This is a genomic window from Chryseobacterium sp. NFX27, from assembly GCF_049887855.1.
In the GTDB taxonomy this organism is placed as follows: Bacteria; Bacteroidota; Bacteroidia; order Flavobacteriales; family Weeksellaceae; genus Chryseobacterium.
Window position 1 is genome coordinate 42,803 of the sequence record NZ_JAGEKK010000015.1, and the last position, 15,938, is coordinate 58,740.

Genomic DNA, 15,938 nt, shown 5'->3' on the forward strand with positions numbered 1-15,938 from the left:
ATTTCTGTTTTATTTGTAGCTTCTTACGCTCGGCTGTATTTCTTCAAATATCAGCGGTTCTTTGATCAGTTCCGGTTCAGTGCTTTCGCCTTTCCAGGCCCAGGCGGAGATAAACTGATATTCGGCATCATTTCTTAATGCTTCTCCGTCCGGAGTTTGAAACTCTTCCCTAAAGTGCGCACCACAGGATTCATTCCGGGTTAAGGCATCATAGCACATCAGTTCACCAATCTCAAAATAATCGGCCACACGTCCTGCTTTTTCCAATTCTGAATTCATTTGGCTTACCTGTCCGGAAACCCGTACATCCCGGTAAAATTCCTGTTTTAATTTTCTGATTTCTTCTATTGCATATTTTAATCCTTCTTCATTTCTTGCCAGACCACAATAATCGTATAAAAGCTTTCCTAAGGTCTTATGGAAATAATCGACTGTTTTGGTTCCTTTGATATTGATGAAACCCTGAATCTGTTCTTTCACGGCTGTTTCTGCTGCTTCAAATTCAGGAGCATCCGGCGAAATTTTTCCGGTATGGATCTCATCAGCTAAATAATTGGCAATCGTGTAAGGAGCAATAAAATAGCCATCTACAGAAGCCTGCAGAAGTGAATTGGCTCCCAGTCTGTTAGCTCCGTGATCTGCAAAATTAGCTTCTCCCAAAGCAAAAAGTCCCGGAATAGTGGTCATCAGTTCATAATCTACCCAAAGCCCGCCCATTGAAAAGTGAGCAGAGGGTGAGATCATCATAGGTTCATTATAAGCATTATACCCTGTAATTTTAAGGTACATATCAAATAAATTTCCATATTTCTCCTGAATCTTTTCCTTTCCCTGTTCTCTGATTGCTTTTGAAAAATCAAGATAAACAGCATTTTTCAAAGGTCCGATTCCAAAGCCGGCGTCGATTCTTTCTTTGGCGGCACGGGAAGAAATGTCTCTGGGAGCGAGGTTTCCAAAAGCAGGATACCGGCGTTCCAGATAGTAATCTCTTTCATTTTCCGGAATTTCATTGGGCGGCCTGGTTTCACCAGCTTTTGAAGGAACCCAGATCCTTCCGTCATTACGCAATGATTCCGACATCAGAGTGAGCTTAGACTGATAATCTCCGGATTGCGGGAGGGAAGTAGGGTGTACCTGAATCCAGCTCGGGGAAGCCATTAAAGCTCCTTTTTTATGAGCTCTCCAGATGGCAGAACCGTTACATCCCATGGCCAAAGTTGACAGATAATAAATTTTGCCATACCCTCCGGTGGCGAGAACAACGGTATGCGCAGCATGTCTTTCAATGGCACCGGTATCTAAATTTCTGACAATAATTCCTCTTGCTTTACCATCGATCATGACCAGGTCAAGCATTTCATGTCTGGAATACAGTTGTACAGTTCCTTTTCCAACTTGCCTCATCAGTGCCTGATAGGCTCCCAAAAGAAGCTGCTGTCCGGTTTGTCCTCTTGCATAAAACGTCCGGCTTACCTGAACCCCACCGAAAGAACGGTTGTTGAGATAGCCCCCATATTCACGTCCGAACGGGACACCCTGTGCTACGGCCTGATCGATGAGGTTTAAAGAACATTCCGCCATGCGGTAAACATTGGCTTCACGGGCTCTGAAATCTCCGCCTTTCAGTGTGTCTACGAACATTCTGTACACGCTGTCACCGTCATTTTTATAATTTTTAGCGGCATTCACGCCACCTTGTGCAGCTACAGAATGGGCTCTTCTCGGACTGTCCTGGAAACAGAATGATTTCACATGGTAGCCCATTTCGCCCAGGGAAGCAGCAACAGAACTTCCTGCAAGTCCGGTTCCCACGACAATAACGTCTAACTTTTTACGGTTGGCCGGATTGACGAGCTTAGCTTTCTTTTTATAGTTGTCCCACTTTTGTTCCAATGGGCCCTGAGGTATTTTTGAATTTAAAATCATAACTTTTCTGTTTAACGGGTAGTAAAAAATACATAAACCGGCATCAGCGCAAAACCTATGCTGATAATGACTGAGTAGACAATTCCGGCAGTTTTAAACCATTTCACAAACTTAGGGTGATATAACCCCAGCGTGCGGGCTGCACTGTGAATTCCATGGATTAAATGATAGCATAAAGCTCCCATTGATACTACGTAAATGATAACATACCACCATTCTCTGAAAACCGTTACAACAAGAATATAAAGATCCTTATTTCCGTTGTCGTCAAGCGGTGGATTGCCGAATTTGTAGACATACCAGAAATTCTGAAAATGGATCACCAGGAAGATCAGGATCAAAGTTCCTAAAATCCCCATATTACGGGAATACCATTTACTGGCTCTTCCCCGTTTTTCCGACGCGTAGATGCCTCCTGATTTTTTATTTTTTAAGGTAATGATTAGTCCATCTGCTGCATGCAGAATAATACATGCATACAGAATATATGAAACCATTTTGATCAGAATATTTCCGGACAGAAAATGCGAATAGGCATTAAACTGCAGGTGCGCCTGCTCCGGTGGAAGAAACAGCTGGAGGTTTCCCAAGAAATGAATCAACAGGAAGAAGCTCAGGAATAGTCCTGTAAGGCACATCAGCATTTTTCTTGACAAGGTTGACAGCATATTTTTTATTTAATGATTAATAATATCCTAAAACTTTCATCCACAGTCCTCCGACTACCATATAGATGATGAGTAACACGATTCCGATTTCAAGACCCCTCAGCCACCAGGCTTTCAGCTCGACATAGCCGCTTCCGTAGAATACCGGAGCCGGACCGTGACCGTAATGGGTAAGCACCCCATAAATTGAACCCAGAAAACCAAGCATCATCGCCAGTAACATCGGTGGGATTCCTAAAGAAACACCAACCCCTAATAACGCTGCATACATCGCTGCCACATGAGCCGTTGCACTCGCGAAAATATAGTGACTGAAAAAGTATACGACAATAATCACCGGAAAAGCCACCTGCCAGCTTAATCCGCCAATTTTTACTTTGATCAGATCACTGAACCAGCCGATAAAACCGAGCTCATTCAAAGAACTGGCCATCATCACCAGAACAGCGAACCATACAATCGTATCCCAGGCTCCTTTTTCCCCTTTGATATCTTCCCATGTCAATACGGAAGTAAGAAGCAACATTGTCAGTCCAATGAAAGCTGTTGTAGTAGCGTCTATAGATAATGCTCCTCCAAATATCCAAAGGGCTAACAGAATAAAGAAAGCCAAAAGCATTAGCCATTCATTTCTGGAAATAGGGCCCATTTCTTTTAATTTCTGAGCGGCCATTTTGGGTGCATCCCCTGTTTTTTTCAGTTCAGGCGGATACAATTTGTATAAAACCAATGGAACGACAAAGAATGCCACCAATCCCGGAACAAAACCGGCAGCCGCCCATGACATCCACGTAATATTGATCCCTAGATTTGCTGCAAATTTCTGGCACATCGGGTTACTCGCAGTTCCGGTCAGGAACATAGATGAGGCGATGAGGTTCATATAATAACTGTTCAGGGTGAGGAAAGAGCCCAGTTTTCTGTGGGTTTCCGGCTTCTCAGGAACAGAGTCAAAGCTTATGGCCATAGACTTCATAATAGGATAGATGATTCCGCCACCTCTTGCAGTGTTACTCGGAATAGCAGGAGCCAGACATACATCTGCCAGTCCAAGTCCGTAGGCCAGCCCCAACGAGCTTTTACCGAAGATTCGGATGAATAAAAAGGCAATCCGGTTTCCCAGTCCGGTTTTGATAAATCCTCTGGCGATAAAGAAGGAGATTCCGATCAGCCAGATCACCTTATCCCCAAATCCGGAAAGTGCTTTCGTGATGGATTTTCCTGCATCTCCGGGAGCGACTACCTGGGTAAGCGCTGTAAAAGCAATGGCCATCATACACATAGTGCCCATGGGTGCGGCTTTAAGGATGATTCCTAAAATGGTTGCCGCAAAAATAGCAAACAGATGCCAGGCATTTTCAGCGACGCCTTCCGGAGCCGGAATAAACCATATGATCAGCGCAACGGCAAACGTTATCGCGATATTTGTGATATTAATTTCTTTCATGATCTATACATATTTAAGCGGTTAAAATCTACTCTGCACCTGAACAATGAACAGGTTGCTGTTGTATTGTGATGTGTTTTCTACCTGATGTTTGTAGCGGTCGAATTGTATGCCCAGCTGAATTCTTGCGCCATAATTTTTCAGAAATTCCAGTCCGAACATTGGGGTAATGGTCTGTCTTGGATTGGAATTCAGTCTGAAGTTGGTATCCAGATATTCATACCGGCAGGACAGTTCGAAAGCACTGAGATTTTTATGATTGACCTCATAGCGTACATTCGGAAGAAAATAAGCTCCACGGATCAGATATTGGTCAGGGTTGGAAGATCTCAGTTCCGGATCAACCGTGTTGTAAAGTACGTGATTGGTTGCCTGTTTGGCTTCCAGCTGCATATCAAGACTCCATTTCGGATCAAACTGGATCAATGAGCTGAGGTCAACCCCTACTGCATATACTTTTTTGCTTGAAACTTCACCGATACCTCCGTTCAGGCCGAGATTGAAATTGTATTTTTTAGACAGACCGAAAACCAATCTTGTAGAATATTGCTTCCCATTATCGTTGTCATTGATCTGATTCTTTCCATTCCCATTGACGACCGACACAGCATACTGGAAAGGAATTTTCCCCAACTGAAGCTGCCCCGTTGCAGAAAGCCCAATCTGGAAACTTGTCCACCCCAGTTTTCCGAATTCTGTATACTGATTGGACCAATCCAGAGACTTGATGATGTCAATAGGATAGGTCTCCTCAATTCCGAACCAGGGTCTGAACTGGCCGACAGTAAAGGCTAATTTAGGATTGAAAGTATATTTCAGATAAGCATTTTCCAGGACTCTGCTTTTGGGATCGTTTTTAAAATCAGCAAAATTGGCGAGTGCCACAACTTCTGTTCTTTTGCTGATTTGTGCACGCACCTGAACCCTCATGTATTTGAGCATGAAATTGTTACTGGTTCCTGATCCGTCCGCATGATGCAGACCGTTCACATCAACATCTTCGGTCATACCTACAAGGTAGCGTGCCTGAAAAAGTCCTTTGATCTGAAGTACAGGGTATTTTACATGGTCTTCTTCGTATTTATCGACGCGCAGTGAGTCCTGAATCTGGGCATTGGCTGAAAAGGCAGCCAGTAAAGCGCATACTAACAGGCTTCTCTTTTTTTGTGAAAAAAAGGTCATAGTACTTGTGTTTAATGAATTATTGTTAAAGGTCCCGGTTATCCGAAAGGTCCCTGCTCCTAATCAAGGAATAAGTAGTGATCACCATGTTCTCGGAATTTTTGCAGACTTTCCATATACCGGTCTCGTAGTTGATTCCGGATCTTAACGGGCAGCTAGGAGTGAGGATAATCAAAGGGAACTTTTTCATAATCGTGTTATTTGAATTTAAATGGAGATTCCGTTGAAAATATTATAAAAAAATTCAATATTTTCTAAACGTATTCCTTATTTGGTGATATAAATTTAATAAATTTTGTTTAATTAACATAATATTTCAGATACTAATCTGGATTTATGCAATGAATCATGATCAGAAAATTAAACTTGATTTAATGCGAAATTTTTAGTATATTATTATGTAAACCTTTTAATCGATATTGAAAAATAACAGCATTTGATCTGAAAATCAGATCAAATGAACCTATTAATACGGGGAGTAACGGTAGTTTAAGAGCTTCCGTGATTTAATACCACAAAATAATATGCCGTTAAAAAAATCGTTATATTTGATAGATCAAAGAAATATATGAATTTTGTAGAGTGTCATGAGGAACCCATCCATATTCCTGGGTATATACAAAGTTTTGGATACCTGATTGGCATTGATGCAGAATCTCAATCCATTACTTTTTTCAGCCGGAATATTACGGATATATTTAGAATCGGAAATGCGGAACAGCTTTTTGGAAGAAACCTTGTGGATTTTCCTGAAATTTTCCGTACAGTTATTGATTCCGATCTTTATACTTCCCTGCAGGACTTTACAAGAAGAGAAAACGAGACCCATTTCGATAAAGTATTCATCAGTGGAAAAGAATATCATTTTTCCGTTTTCAGAAGTGGTAAACATATTTTCCTTGAATTTGAAGCGGTACTGGAGAATCCCAATAAACGCATTTCTAATAAGTATGACAATTTTTATGTTATAGATAATGAAAAGGATCTGTGGGAACAATTGCTAAGCACGCTTTCTAAAATTGTGAATTATGACCGCATGATGGTTTATAAATTTATGATGGACGGCTCGGGAAAAGTGATTGCAGAAAGAAGGAATGATCATATGGAGAGCTATCTGGGACTTTATTATCCTGAATCTGATATACCAAGGCAGGCCAGAGAACTTTATTTAAAGAAAAGAAAAAGAATATTCAGTAATGTATATGCTGAAACAGTTCCCTTGATGAGCAGAACGGATGAAAATATTGATCTTACTTTTGTGGCTTCAAGAGGAATGTCACCTATTCATGGGCAGTATATTAAAAACTCCGGAGCTTCTTCCAGTTTCAGTGTGTCTATTATTATCGAGGATCATCTTTGGGGTCTGGTTACATGCCAGAATTCGGAGGCTAAGCATATTGATCTTGAAGACAGGGTACAGGCAGGAATTTTCACGGCTCTGGCTTCCAATGCCTATTCTTCTTTCAAATCTAAAAATGAACTGAAATACCGGCTGGAGCTGAACGAAAAATCGTCACAGCTGAAAGCGGAGTTTTTGAAACATAATAATCTTTTTGATTCTCTCGCAGACAATAAAGGAAAGATCAGAAAGCTGCCTGAAGCAGACGGTTTAGCTATTATTTCAGAAGGGAATGCGGTGACTGTTGGAGTGGTTCCTGAAAGCAGGATTATTGATGCCATTGCGCATTGGGCTCTTGAAAATACTGCTGAAAGTATTTTTGTAAGCAGAAGCTTCCTTAAGGATTATGGAGAGGAACTGGGGCTGGATGAAAATGCAGCCGGAATCATTATTTATTTTATTGAGAGAAGCAAAAAAGAAATGCTGATCTGGTTCCGTAAAGAGTTTGATGAACATATCGACTGGGCCGGAAACCCTGAGAAGAAAATAGAAGTATTAGTGCAGGATGGTAAGGAAATACAGATTGTTTCGCCGAGAACTTCTTTCCATATTTTTACAGAAAATATCAAAGGAAATTCAAAAAGATGGAATTCCAGAGATATCATTTCGGTACAGGCTGTCCGCGATGTGATCCTGGAAACCTCGCATAAACAATATAACGCGATCAAAGCGCTGAATAATGAGCTTAGAAAGGTAAATGAAGAACTTGACAGTTTTTCTTACACAATCTCTCATGATCTGGGAACACCTTTGACCGTGATGAAACTGAATGCACAGATGCTGCTTTCTAATTTTGAAAAAACAGAAAAAAATAAAAATAAGCTGAATTCCATAGTTGAAGAAATCGACAATATGGCAGAAATGATGCACGATGTACTGCAGCTCAGCCGTGCTAAACACAGCGAGATAGAGCTGGAACGCCTGCAGCCTCTGAATATGATCCAGAAGATATCGGAAAACGCAAAGATTACTTTCGATAGTCCGAAAAGCGTGATCACTATTCAGGAGTGTCCCGATGTACTTTCGGATAAAACGATGCTTCATCAGGTGTTTTTAAATATCATCAATAATGCTGTGAAATATTCTTCACATCAGGAAGAACCGAAAGTGGAAATCCGGGGAACTGAAGAAGGCAGAACTGTTGTATACAGAATCTCAGATAACGGTATTGGAATTCCTGAGCAGGAAAAGCATAAAATGTTCAAGATATTCAACAGGATGGATAATGCTAAAACCTTCAAAGGGAATGGTATAGGATTGTCTATTGTGCACAGGATTATGAAGCGTATCGGAGGAAATGTGGATTATGAAAGCAATAAAGAGGGAACTTGCTTTATATTAACGTTCAAAAAACCGTAAATTTGGGAAACTTTAAATCCTTATTTATGGTATCAGAGTATCTTAAGCAAAATACAGCGGAATATCACGATGCTGCGGAGAAACTTTTCAATTCTGAAAAAATTTTTAATAAGACCTTTACACTGGAAGATTATAAAAAGATCATCAGTACAAATTATCTGATGCTTCTTCACAGTGAAGATAAAATATTCAGAAGTCTTTCTGATAAGTATTCGGAAAAACTTCAGCTCAGCAACAGGAAAAAACTTTCTCTTATCGAAAAGGATCTTGAGAGTCTTTCTCTGGAGAATCAGAATGCCATCCATCATCTTGAGTTTAATAATGAACATGAAGCTTTGGGTGCAATGTATGTGATCGAAGGTTCTACTTTAGGTGGTAATGTGATCGCCAAACAGCTTTCTAAAACAGAAGGCTTTGATGAGGTGACCTTCAATTTCTTCGGATGCTACCAGGAAAATACAGGCTCGATGTGGAAAAACTTCAAAGAGGTTTTAGATACTGAAGTTACTGAAGAAAATTATAATGAGGTTCTATCGGGAGCAAAAAAACTCTATACGTTTTTACTGAACGTCAATTAATTTCAGCGAAGCTTAATTAAATTCCTGAAAAATTGCCCACATTTTCAGGAATTGTTAAATTTGGGCGTTTCAATTTTTAGACTAAACTAAAAAATAATTTAAAAAAAGTATACAATATGAAAGTAACTGTAGTAGGTGCAGGCGCTGTAGGAGCAAGCTGTGCAGAATACATCGCAATGAAAAACTTCTGTTCAGAAGTAGTTTTAGTAGACATTAAAGAAGGATTTGCTGAAGGTAAAGCAATGGATTTGATGCAGACTGCATCGCTTAACGGATTCGATACAAAAATTACCGGAACAACAGGAGATTACAGCAAAACTGCAGGTTCTCATGTAGCAGTGATCACTTCAGGTATTCCAAGAAAACCTGGAATGACAAGAGAGGAACTGATCGGTATCAACGCCGGTATTGTGAAAGAGGTTACTGAAAACTTAGTGAAAAATTCTCCGGAAGTTATTATCATCGTAGTTTCCAACCCAATGGATACTATGGCTTATCTGGTACACAAAACTTCAGGTCTTCCTAAGCATAAGATCATCGGAATGGGTGGTGCACTGGATTCTGCAAGATTCAAATACAGATTGGCTGAAGCATTGGAAAGCCCTATCTCTGATGTAGACGGTATGGTAATCGCTGCACACAGTGATACAGGAATGCTTCCATTATTAAGCAAAGCTACAAGAAATGGTGTTCCTGTAACGGAATTCTTAAGTGATGAGCAACAAAAATATGTAATCGAGGAAACTAAAGTAGGAGGGGCTACATTAACTAAATTATTAGGAACTTCAGCTTGGTATGCACCAGGTGCAGCAGTTTCTGTGATGGTTCAGGCAATTGCTTGCGACCAGAAGAAAATGATTCCTTGTTCTCTAATGCTTGAAGGTGAATACGGACAAAATGATATCTGCTTAGGTGTTCCCGCTATCATTGGGAAAAATGGAGTAGAGAAAATTGTGAACGTAACACTTACTGCAGATGAGCAGTTGAAGTTTGCTGAAGCAGCAAATGCTGTGAGAGAAGTGAACGGAGATCTTAAGTTTTAATTGATTTAAGCTTTATATAAGACTCAGCGCGGCCGAAGGCCGCGCTGAGCTTTTTATTTCAGAGGTCAATTCTTTATTTATTACTTGTGTTTACTTATAAAATTCCAAACAGCATTTACAAATTCCCTGTTTTTCTCATAATACAAAAGATGTCCTCCATCAATGGAAACCACTTTCTGATCTGGGAACTGAAAAGTTTTGTAATGCTGTGTTCCTACGGCTTTATCCTTTTTTCCGGTGATAATTAATACAGGGACATGAATGTCTTTTGTGATCGGCGCATGATCGGTATAATATTCTGGGAATTCTTTAGGTTTTGAGATTACGGCCATGCCAAAATCTATAATTCTAGGATGAAGAGAATCTATTTTGTCCATCTGCTTAATGGTTTCAATGTCTTCGGTGAGAAATTTATACCCAATTCTTTTCTTTCTCAATGCCGCACTTATTTTTGAAAGTTCCCCAGAAAGACTGTCTTCAGGAACAGCTTTATTGGGTTGTTTAAGAAGACTGTTTCCATATTCAATCTGTTCTTTCACGGATTCATTATTCAGGAAATGGAGAGTAATATTAGCCAGGATCAGTCCTTTTGTATGCTTAGGATATTTTTTAGCATAATTCACCGCGATAATTCCTCCGAAAGAATGGGCAAGCAGAAAAACTTTATCAAGCTTCAGATGCTGCCTCAGCTCTTCAATATCCTGAACCATGGCATCCAGATGATAATTTTCAGATTTTCCTGACTCACCGGATCCACGTTGATCCATATAAATCATCTGCATATTTTTTTCCAGAGAGCTTCCTCCTAAAAGTTCAAATGAAGGATATCCCTGTCCTGGACCTCCGGGAACGAAGATGCAAGCTTCTCCTTTTCCGGAGATTTTGTATTTAACCCTGACATGGTCAAAGGTTTCAAAAAAGCTTTCGGAGCTGCTTTCCTGTGCCGAAATAAAAGTCACAGAGATAAATATAAATAAGAGTAAATGAATGATTTTCATATGATAATAACAGTTGAAGAATGATATTTATTACTTTGTTAAATTTAAGAATTGAAAATGATAAGTTTCTATAAATGCATGTCAAGAATAACGGATTAAAGGAATACATTTATATATCAGTAAGTATTAAATGGATGAAAATATTCAGCTAAAAGACTTTCTGAATTTCAATAGAGAAAAATTAGATGTATGGACTATAACAAAAACTGCGGGAGAAGATCTTTCTTTTCCCGCAGTAAAATCCGTACGTTAAAAATTACGCATTCATCACGCTAAAAGCTCCTTCGGAATCTGCAAAAAAGTTGCTGTACAGAACTTCGGTATGGCCCACGCGGATTTCGTAGATATCATTGATAAGGGCATTGACGAAGCTGTCCGCTACCTCAGAAGCAGGAATACCATTCTCCTTACCCCCGATCTCTGCTGAAAAATCTGTATTAACTAGTGGTGGCATCAATTCGAAAACTTTAACAGAAGTTGCTTTTGCCAGTTCATGCCTTAATATTTTGGTGTAAGAATGGAGAGCTGCTTTAGAATCTGAATAAGTAGGAACATGAGAGCCTGGAGCAAATGCTACAATAGAAGAAACATTCACAACTGCGGCATTTTCCTGCTGTTTAAGGAGAGGAATCAACTTCTCGGTCAAACGGATGGGTGCAAAATAATTGGTTTCAAATTCAGCGACTGCTTTGCTGTAAGTGTCTGAGGTGTCTGAAATAGTATAGGCATACGCATGTCCTGCATTATTAATCAGAATGTTCAGCCCGCCGAAATTCACTTTAATTTCTTCGGTAAGACGGTTTACATCTTGTTCATTGGTAATATCAGCCTGAATAGTAAAGACATTTTCGAGTCCTTTTGCTGCTGCATCAAGCTTTTCTTTATTTCTCCCTGCAATAATAATTTTGTTATATTTGTTCAGGGCTTTTGCAATTTCTAATCCGATTCCTGAGCCTCCGCCAGTAATTAAAATCGTGTTGTTGATGATGTTCATGACATTTTTTGGTATTAAATTAATAGGTATTTTAAATTGTACTAAACAGTACATAATTGAATAAAAAATTTTAGCTTAATATTTTAAGATTCATTTTAATAATGCTTTTAAGAATTTCCGGTGAGCTTTCCATTCTTCTTGTAACATGAATTCCGTTCCATAAATTGCTTAGGTGCCAACCTATAATTTCCGGATCTTCTGTGCTGGTGATTTGTCCGTTTTCCTGAGCACTTCTGATGATTTCTGTAAACAGAGCCTGTAGCTTTTTCAGCAATAGGGCCGTTATTTTTTTAATTTCATGATCTTTCTCAGAAAGCTGCACCAAAGCATTTCCCAGATAGCAGCCCCGTTTCTTATCACAATCGGAAGCTTCGGCAAGATTCAGGAAAAACTGTCTGATGAATTGTACTTTGTCCTCAGATATTGCAATACTTTCTGAAAACTTTTGATAAAAATACTCTGAAAACTGAGTGATCGACCGGATATAGAGTTCCCGCTTTCCCCCTTTGAAGGCAAGATAAAAACTGCCTTTCCCGATACCCATAGCGCAGAGCAATTCATCCGCAGAAGCTGTATCATAGCCTTTGTCTCTGAAAACTTCAGTTGCTTTTGCAACAGCTTCCTGCTCATCAAATATTTTAGGTCTTCCTGCCATTGAATTATTTCTGGAACAAAGATATGTGATTGTACCATTCGGTACAAAATAAAAAAATCAATATGTTTTATAGTTGGTGTCGATTATAAGAGATAATAAATTGACTAAAAAAGTTTTATCTTATAGATCTAAAGTCATAAATACAGCCGTTTCCTCCGGATTTTCATAGAGTCTTGTATTGATTCCTGTAATACTGAAGCCCATTCTCCTGTAAAACTGGATGGCTGGATAATTGGTATTCTGTGTTTCAAGCTCAATGATTCTGCAGTTTAAATGTCTGGCTTCCCGGACAGCATTTTTGATCAGCTGGGCTCCGGCTCCGTTTCTTCTGGACTTTTCGCTGATCAGAATATTCTCAATGTAAAAGCTGTTGTTCCATATTCTGTGCTCGCAGATGATCCAGCCGATCAATTCTTTCCCCTCAAAAGCTCCGAAAGAATGCCCTTTTTCAATGATTGCATTAAGCTCCTCAATGTCGGTGGAATGGGTTTCCCAGACCTTGGAGTAGGGCATAGACTTTTCTTTTAATACAAATTCAAAAGAACCGCCATATTCAATAAAAGAGATGGACAGGATCTGGCCTGTATTGTATCCGTTAAGTCCCCAGTGAAGTGCGGGATTTTCAGTCAGTTTTTCTAATTTTTTTATTTCCATGGAATACGGAATGTGATTGGTTTATTGAATTTCTGTACAGATTTCTACTAAATAATGATCAGGATCTTTGATATAGGCTACCTTTTGTCCCCAAGGTTTTACTGCAATATCTTCATAAAGAACGGCTCCGTTTTTAACCGCTTTTTCTACCAGTTTTTCAACATCATCTGTTGTGAATCCCAATTCGATACCGAAAGGTTTTTCTTGAGATTTGGAAGATAAAAATCCCTGCTTTATATTAGAGCTGGCGAGATGTATGGATGCAAAAGAAAGACTGGTTTCTCCGGTAAGGAGTTCTCCGTAATCTTTTTCAGGAGTGATAAATTTAATCGGTATATCAAATGTTTGATGATAAAAATTCATAGATTTTTCCACATCTTCAACATATAAAATGACATATTTGAATTTGATCATAATAATAATTTACTTTTTATTTAAAATATATTCTTCATCAGTAATCAGTTCCACAAAAGGACCGTTCCGCGGATAATATTCCATTCCTCCGAAATGCCCGAAGTGAAGCGGGTATTTCTGATCCAAGTGGCGGACTTTGTTTCCGAAAGCGTTGATATCGACATTTTGAACGGCATTTTCCATCTGTCTTCCGTTGGAGAAAAAAAACATCAGATTGGTATGTTGCTTAAAATGGCAATCATAATAATATAACACCTGAATATTTTCTTCACTACATATCCGGATAAGATCATTGATAAGATCATTTTTGTTGGCTGCAGGCAGATTACAGTCAATGCGGACAGAACAGTTTTCAGCATTGTTTTTCTTAAAATCGGAACCGGTAATCTGCATAAACCTGTGCTCTATAGTCTCAAAATCTTTCTTTTCCGGACTGAACATTCTGCTTGATTTTACTTCAAAAGGCACATCAGTCAGAACTGCATTGTGATGAACCAGCAGCTGTTCTATTTGCGAAACAAACTGGAAATGCCCATCAAAAAGTGTATAATCACCAGTTGAGATCAATAATTGGTCCTCATTGATCTTCATATCTAAATACATCCTTTTAAAACGGAAATGCAATTCCTCCAGTTTTTGGATGAGACTTTCGGGATGATCTACTGAAACCTGAGCTTTTAACTCAGCCGGATTGTCAGCATGTCCTCCAAATCCTTGGAAAAATTTGAAAAACTGAAAATTGTATACATTTTCCGGGAATTTAAAATACCAATATACTCCTAAAATCATTTCTGCACTTATGGGTTGAATGAAGGTTCTCAAATTTAAAGAAAATTTCACACTCCAAAACTTTCAAAACCCGTAAATTTGTGGTCAACAAAAATTTACTAGATGCTTAGGAAAATTTCAATTGCGGCAGCGGCTTTATTGTCCGTGATTACAATCAATGCTCAGAAGAACAAAAACTCTCAATTAGAAAGACCCAAATTAGTCGTAGGATTAGTGGTAGACCAGATGAGGTGGGATTATCTGTACCGTTTTTACAGTAAATACGGAAACGATGGTTTCAAAAGACTCCTGAATACAGGATACTCTTTAAACAATGTTCATATCAATTACGTACCTACTGTTACGGCTTTGGGGCATACCAGCATCTATACAGGTTCAGTACCTGCGATCCATGGTATTGCAGGGAACGACTGGACGGATAAAGAAACCGGGAAAAATGTGTACTGTACAACAGATGAAAGCGTTCAGCCTGTAGGAACAGCCAATACCAAAATAGGAAGTCACTCTCCAAAAAACCTTTGGTCTACAACCGTAACGGACGAATTGAGACTGGCTACCAATTTTCAGGGAAAAGTGATCGGGGTTTCATTAAAAGACCGTGCTTCCATTCTTCCGGCAGGACATACTCCGAACGGAGCTTTCTGGTTTGATGACAGTACCGGAAACTTTATTACAAGTACCTGGTATATGAATGATCTCCCTCAGTGGGTGAAATCTTTCAATTCGCAGAATCTGCCTGAAAAATTAATAGCAAACGGCTGGAATACTTTACTTCCGATCAATCAGTATACAGAAAGCTCTCCTGACAATTCCTCGTGGGAAGGACTGCTGGGAAGTGCAAAGACTCCTGTTTTCCCTTACAGTAATTTAGCACAGGATTATCAGGCTAAAAAAGATAATATCCGCTACACACCTTTCGGAAACACGCTGACGTTGAAACTGGCGGAAGCTTCTGTAGAAGGTGAGAAATTAGGAAGTGATCAGATTACCGACTTTTTAGCGGTCAACCTGGCTTCTACAGATTATGCAGGGCATAAATTCGGTCCGAATTCTATTGAAGTGGAAGATGTTTATTTAAGGCTGGATCAGGATCTTGCTCAGTTTTTCAGCTATCTGGATTCAAAAGTAGGAAAAGGCGAGTATACGGTTTTTCTTTCTGCTGACCACGGTGGTGCTCATTCTGTAGGATTTCTGAAAGAACATAAAATTACTACGGGATTCTTTGGAGAAGAAATGGAAAAAGATATCAATCAGAAGCTGAAGGATAAATTCGGAGTCGATAAGCTGATCAATGCAGTAGACAATTATCAGATCTATTTTGACAGAAAGCTGATGCAGGATCATAAAATTGAGCTGGATGACCTGAGAAATTTCACAATCAAAGAGCTAGAGAAAGATCCTACCGTTTTGTACGCGGTATCTGTGGATGAAGTTCAGGAAGCTACTATTCCCGAGCCGATCAAGCAGAGAATCATCAACGGGATCAACAGACAGAGAAGCGGAGATATCCAGCTGATCTCTCACGATTCCATGCTTCCTCCATATTCTAAAACAGGAACGACCCACAGTGTATGGAATTCTTATGATGCACACATACCATTGATTTTTATGGGATGGGGAATCCAGAAAGGAGAAAGTAATAAGGCCTACAACATGACCGATATTGCCCCTACTGTTTCATCATTACTGAAAATTCAGTTCCCGAGCGGAAATATAGGAAATCCGATTACGGAAGTTATTGGAAGATAAAATCACAAAAAGCATTCTGAAAAGAATGCTTTTTTATTATCCATTTTTCCGTACTAAATAAGTTGACATAAAAAACTCGCAGA

The 15,938-nt window shown here is 39.4% G+C and carries 14 protein-coding genes; 4 read left to right on the plus strand and 10 right to left on the minus strand.

Annotated features, from left to right (window positions below; genetic code table 11):
* Window positions 1-9 precede the first annotated feature (9 nt).
* Genes J4Q03_RS15810 through J4Q03_RS15825 form a run of 4 tightly spaced genes read right to left on the minus strand, consistent with a single transcriptional unit; the run spans window position 10 to window position 5,223 of the window.
* Window positions 10-1,926, minus strand: a complete 1,917-nt coding sequence (locus J4Q03_RS15810) for a fumarate reductase/succinate dehydrogenase flavoprotein subunit (RefSeq protein ID WP_426049101.1) — start codon at window positions 1,924-1,926, stop codon at window positions 10-12.
* Between the two features lie 11 nt (window positions 1,927-1,937).
* A complete protein-coding gene (locus tag J4Q03_RS15815) occupies window positions 1,938-2,594 on the minus strand; it encodes a succinate dehydrogenase cytochrome b subunit (protein ID WP_426049102.1) in 657 nt (218 codons plus the stop codon).
* Window positions 2,595-2,610: 16 nt separating this feature from the next.
* A complete protein-coding gene (locus J4Q03_RS15820) occupies window positions 2,611-4,041 on the minus strand; it encodes an anion permease (RefSeq protein ID WP_426049103.1) in 1,431 nt (476 codons plus the stop codon).
* 21 nt (window positions 4,042-4,062) lie between these two features.
* Window positions 4,063-5,223, minus strand: coding sequence for a porin (locus J4Q03_RS15825; RefSeq protein WP_426049104.1), 1,161 nt, complete (start codon window positions 5,221-5,223; stop codon window positions 4,063-4,065).
* 568 nt (window positions 5,224-5,791) lie between these two features.
* Between J4Q03_RS15825 and J4Q03_RS15830 the strand changes: the two genes are divergently transcribed.
* From J4Q03_RS15830 to J4Q03_RS15840, 3 genes are all read left to right on the plus strand, one after another.
* Window positions 5,792-7,981 (plus strand): ATP-binding protein, encoded by a 2,190-nt coding sequence (locus J4Q03_RS15830; RefSeq protein ID WP_426049105.1) that lies wholly within the window; start codon window positions 5,792-5,794, stop codon window positions 7,979-7,981.
* A gap of 26 nt (window positions 7,982-8,007) precedes the next feature.
* A complete protein-coding gene (locus J4Q03_RS15835) occupies window positions 8,008-8,559 on the plus strand; it encodes a biliverdin-producing heme oxygenase (RefSeq protein WP_426049106.1) in 552 nt (183 codons plus the stop codon).
* Between the two features lie 116 nt (window positions 8,560-8,675).
* Window positions 8,676-9,602: a malate dehydrogenase gene (locus J4Q03_RS15840; protein ID WP_111956739.1), complete on the plus strand. Its 927-nt coding sequence runs from the start codon at window positions 8,676-8,678 to the stop codon at window positions 9,600-9,602.
* 80 nt (window positions 9,603-9,682) lie between these two features.
* Here J4Q03_RS15840 and J4Q03_RS15845 read toward each other — a convergent pair whose 3' ends face one another.
* From J4Q03_RS15845 to J4Q03_RS15870, 6 genes are all read right to left on the minus strand, one after another.
* Entirely contained in the window at window positions 9,683-10,600 is a 918-nt protein-coding gene (locus J4Q03_RS15845; RefSeq protein WP_426049107.1) for an alpha/beta fold hydrolase, read from the minus strand.
* A gap of 256 nt (window positions 10,601-10,856) precedes the next feature.
* Window positions 10,857-11,594, minus strand: coding sequence for an SDR family oxidoreductase (locus J4Q03_RS15850; protein WP_426049108.1), 738 nt, complete (start codon window positions 11,592-11,594; stop codon window positions 10,857-10,859).
* Window positions 11,595-11,664: 70 nt separating this feature from the next.
* On the minus strand, window positions 11,665-12,249 hold the full coding sequence (locus J4Q03_RS15855) for a TetR/AcrR family transcriptional regulator (RefSeq protein ID WP_426049109.1): 585 nt from the start codon (window positions 12,247-12,249) through the stop codon (window positions 11,665-11,667).
* 120 nt (window positions 12,250-12,369) lie between these two features.
* On the minus strand, window positions 12,370-12,903 hold the full coding sequence (locus tag J4Q03_RS15860) for a GNAT family N-acetyltransferase (RefSeq protein WP_426049110.1): 534 nt from the start codon (window positions 12,901-12,903) through the stop codon (window positions 12,370-12,372).
* Window positions 12,904-12,924: 21 nt separating this feature from the next.
* The gene (locus J4Q03_RS15865; protein ID WP_426049111.1) at window positions 12,925-13,317 is read right to left on the minus strand and encodes a VOC family protein; all 393 of its coding nucleotides are present in this window, start codon (window positions 13,315-13,317) and stop codon (window positions 12,925-12,927) included.
* Window positions 13,318-13,326: 9 nt separating this feature from the next.
* The gene (locus J4Q03_RS15870) at window positions 13,327-14,139 is read right to left on the minus strand and encodes a hypothetical protein (RefSeq protein ID WP_426049112.1); all 813 of its coding nucleotides are present in this window, start codon (window positions 14,137-14,139) and stop codon (window positions 13,327-13,329) included.
* Between the two features lie 69 nt (window positions 14,140-14,208).
* On the opposite strand from J4Q03_RS15870, the gene pafA reads away from it, so the two are divergent.
* Window positions 14,209-15,855, plus strand: coding sequence for an alkaline phosphatase PafA (gene pafA, locus J4Q03_RS15875; RefSeq protein ID WP_426049113.1), 1,647 nt, complete (start codon window positions 14,209-14,211; stop codon window positions 15,853-15,855).
* Window positions 15,856-15,938 lie beyond the last annotated feature (83 nt).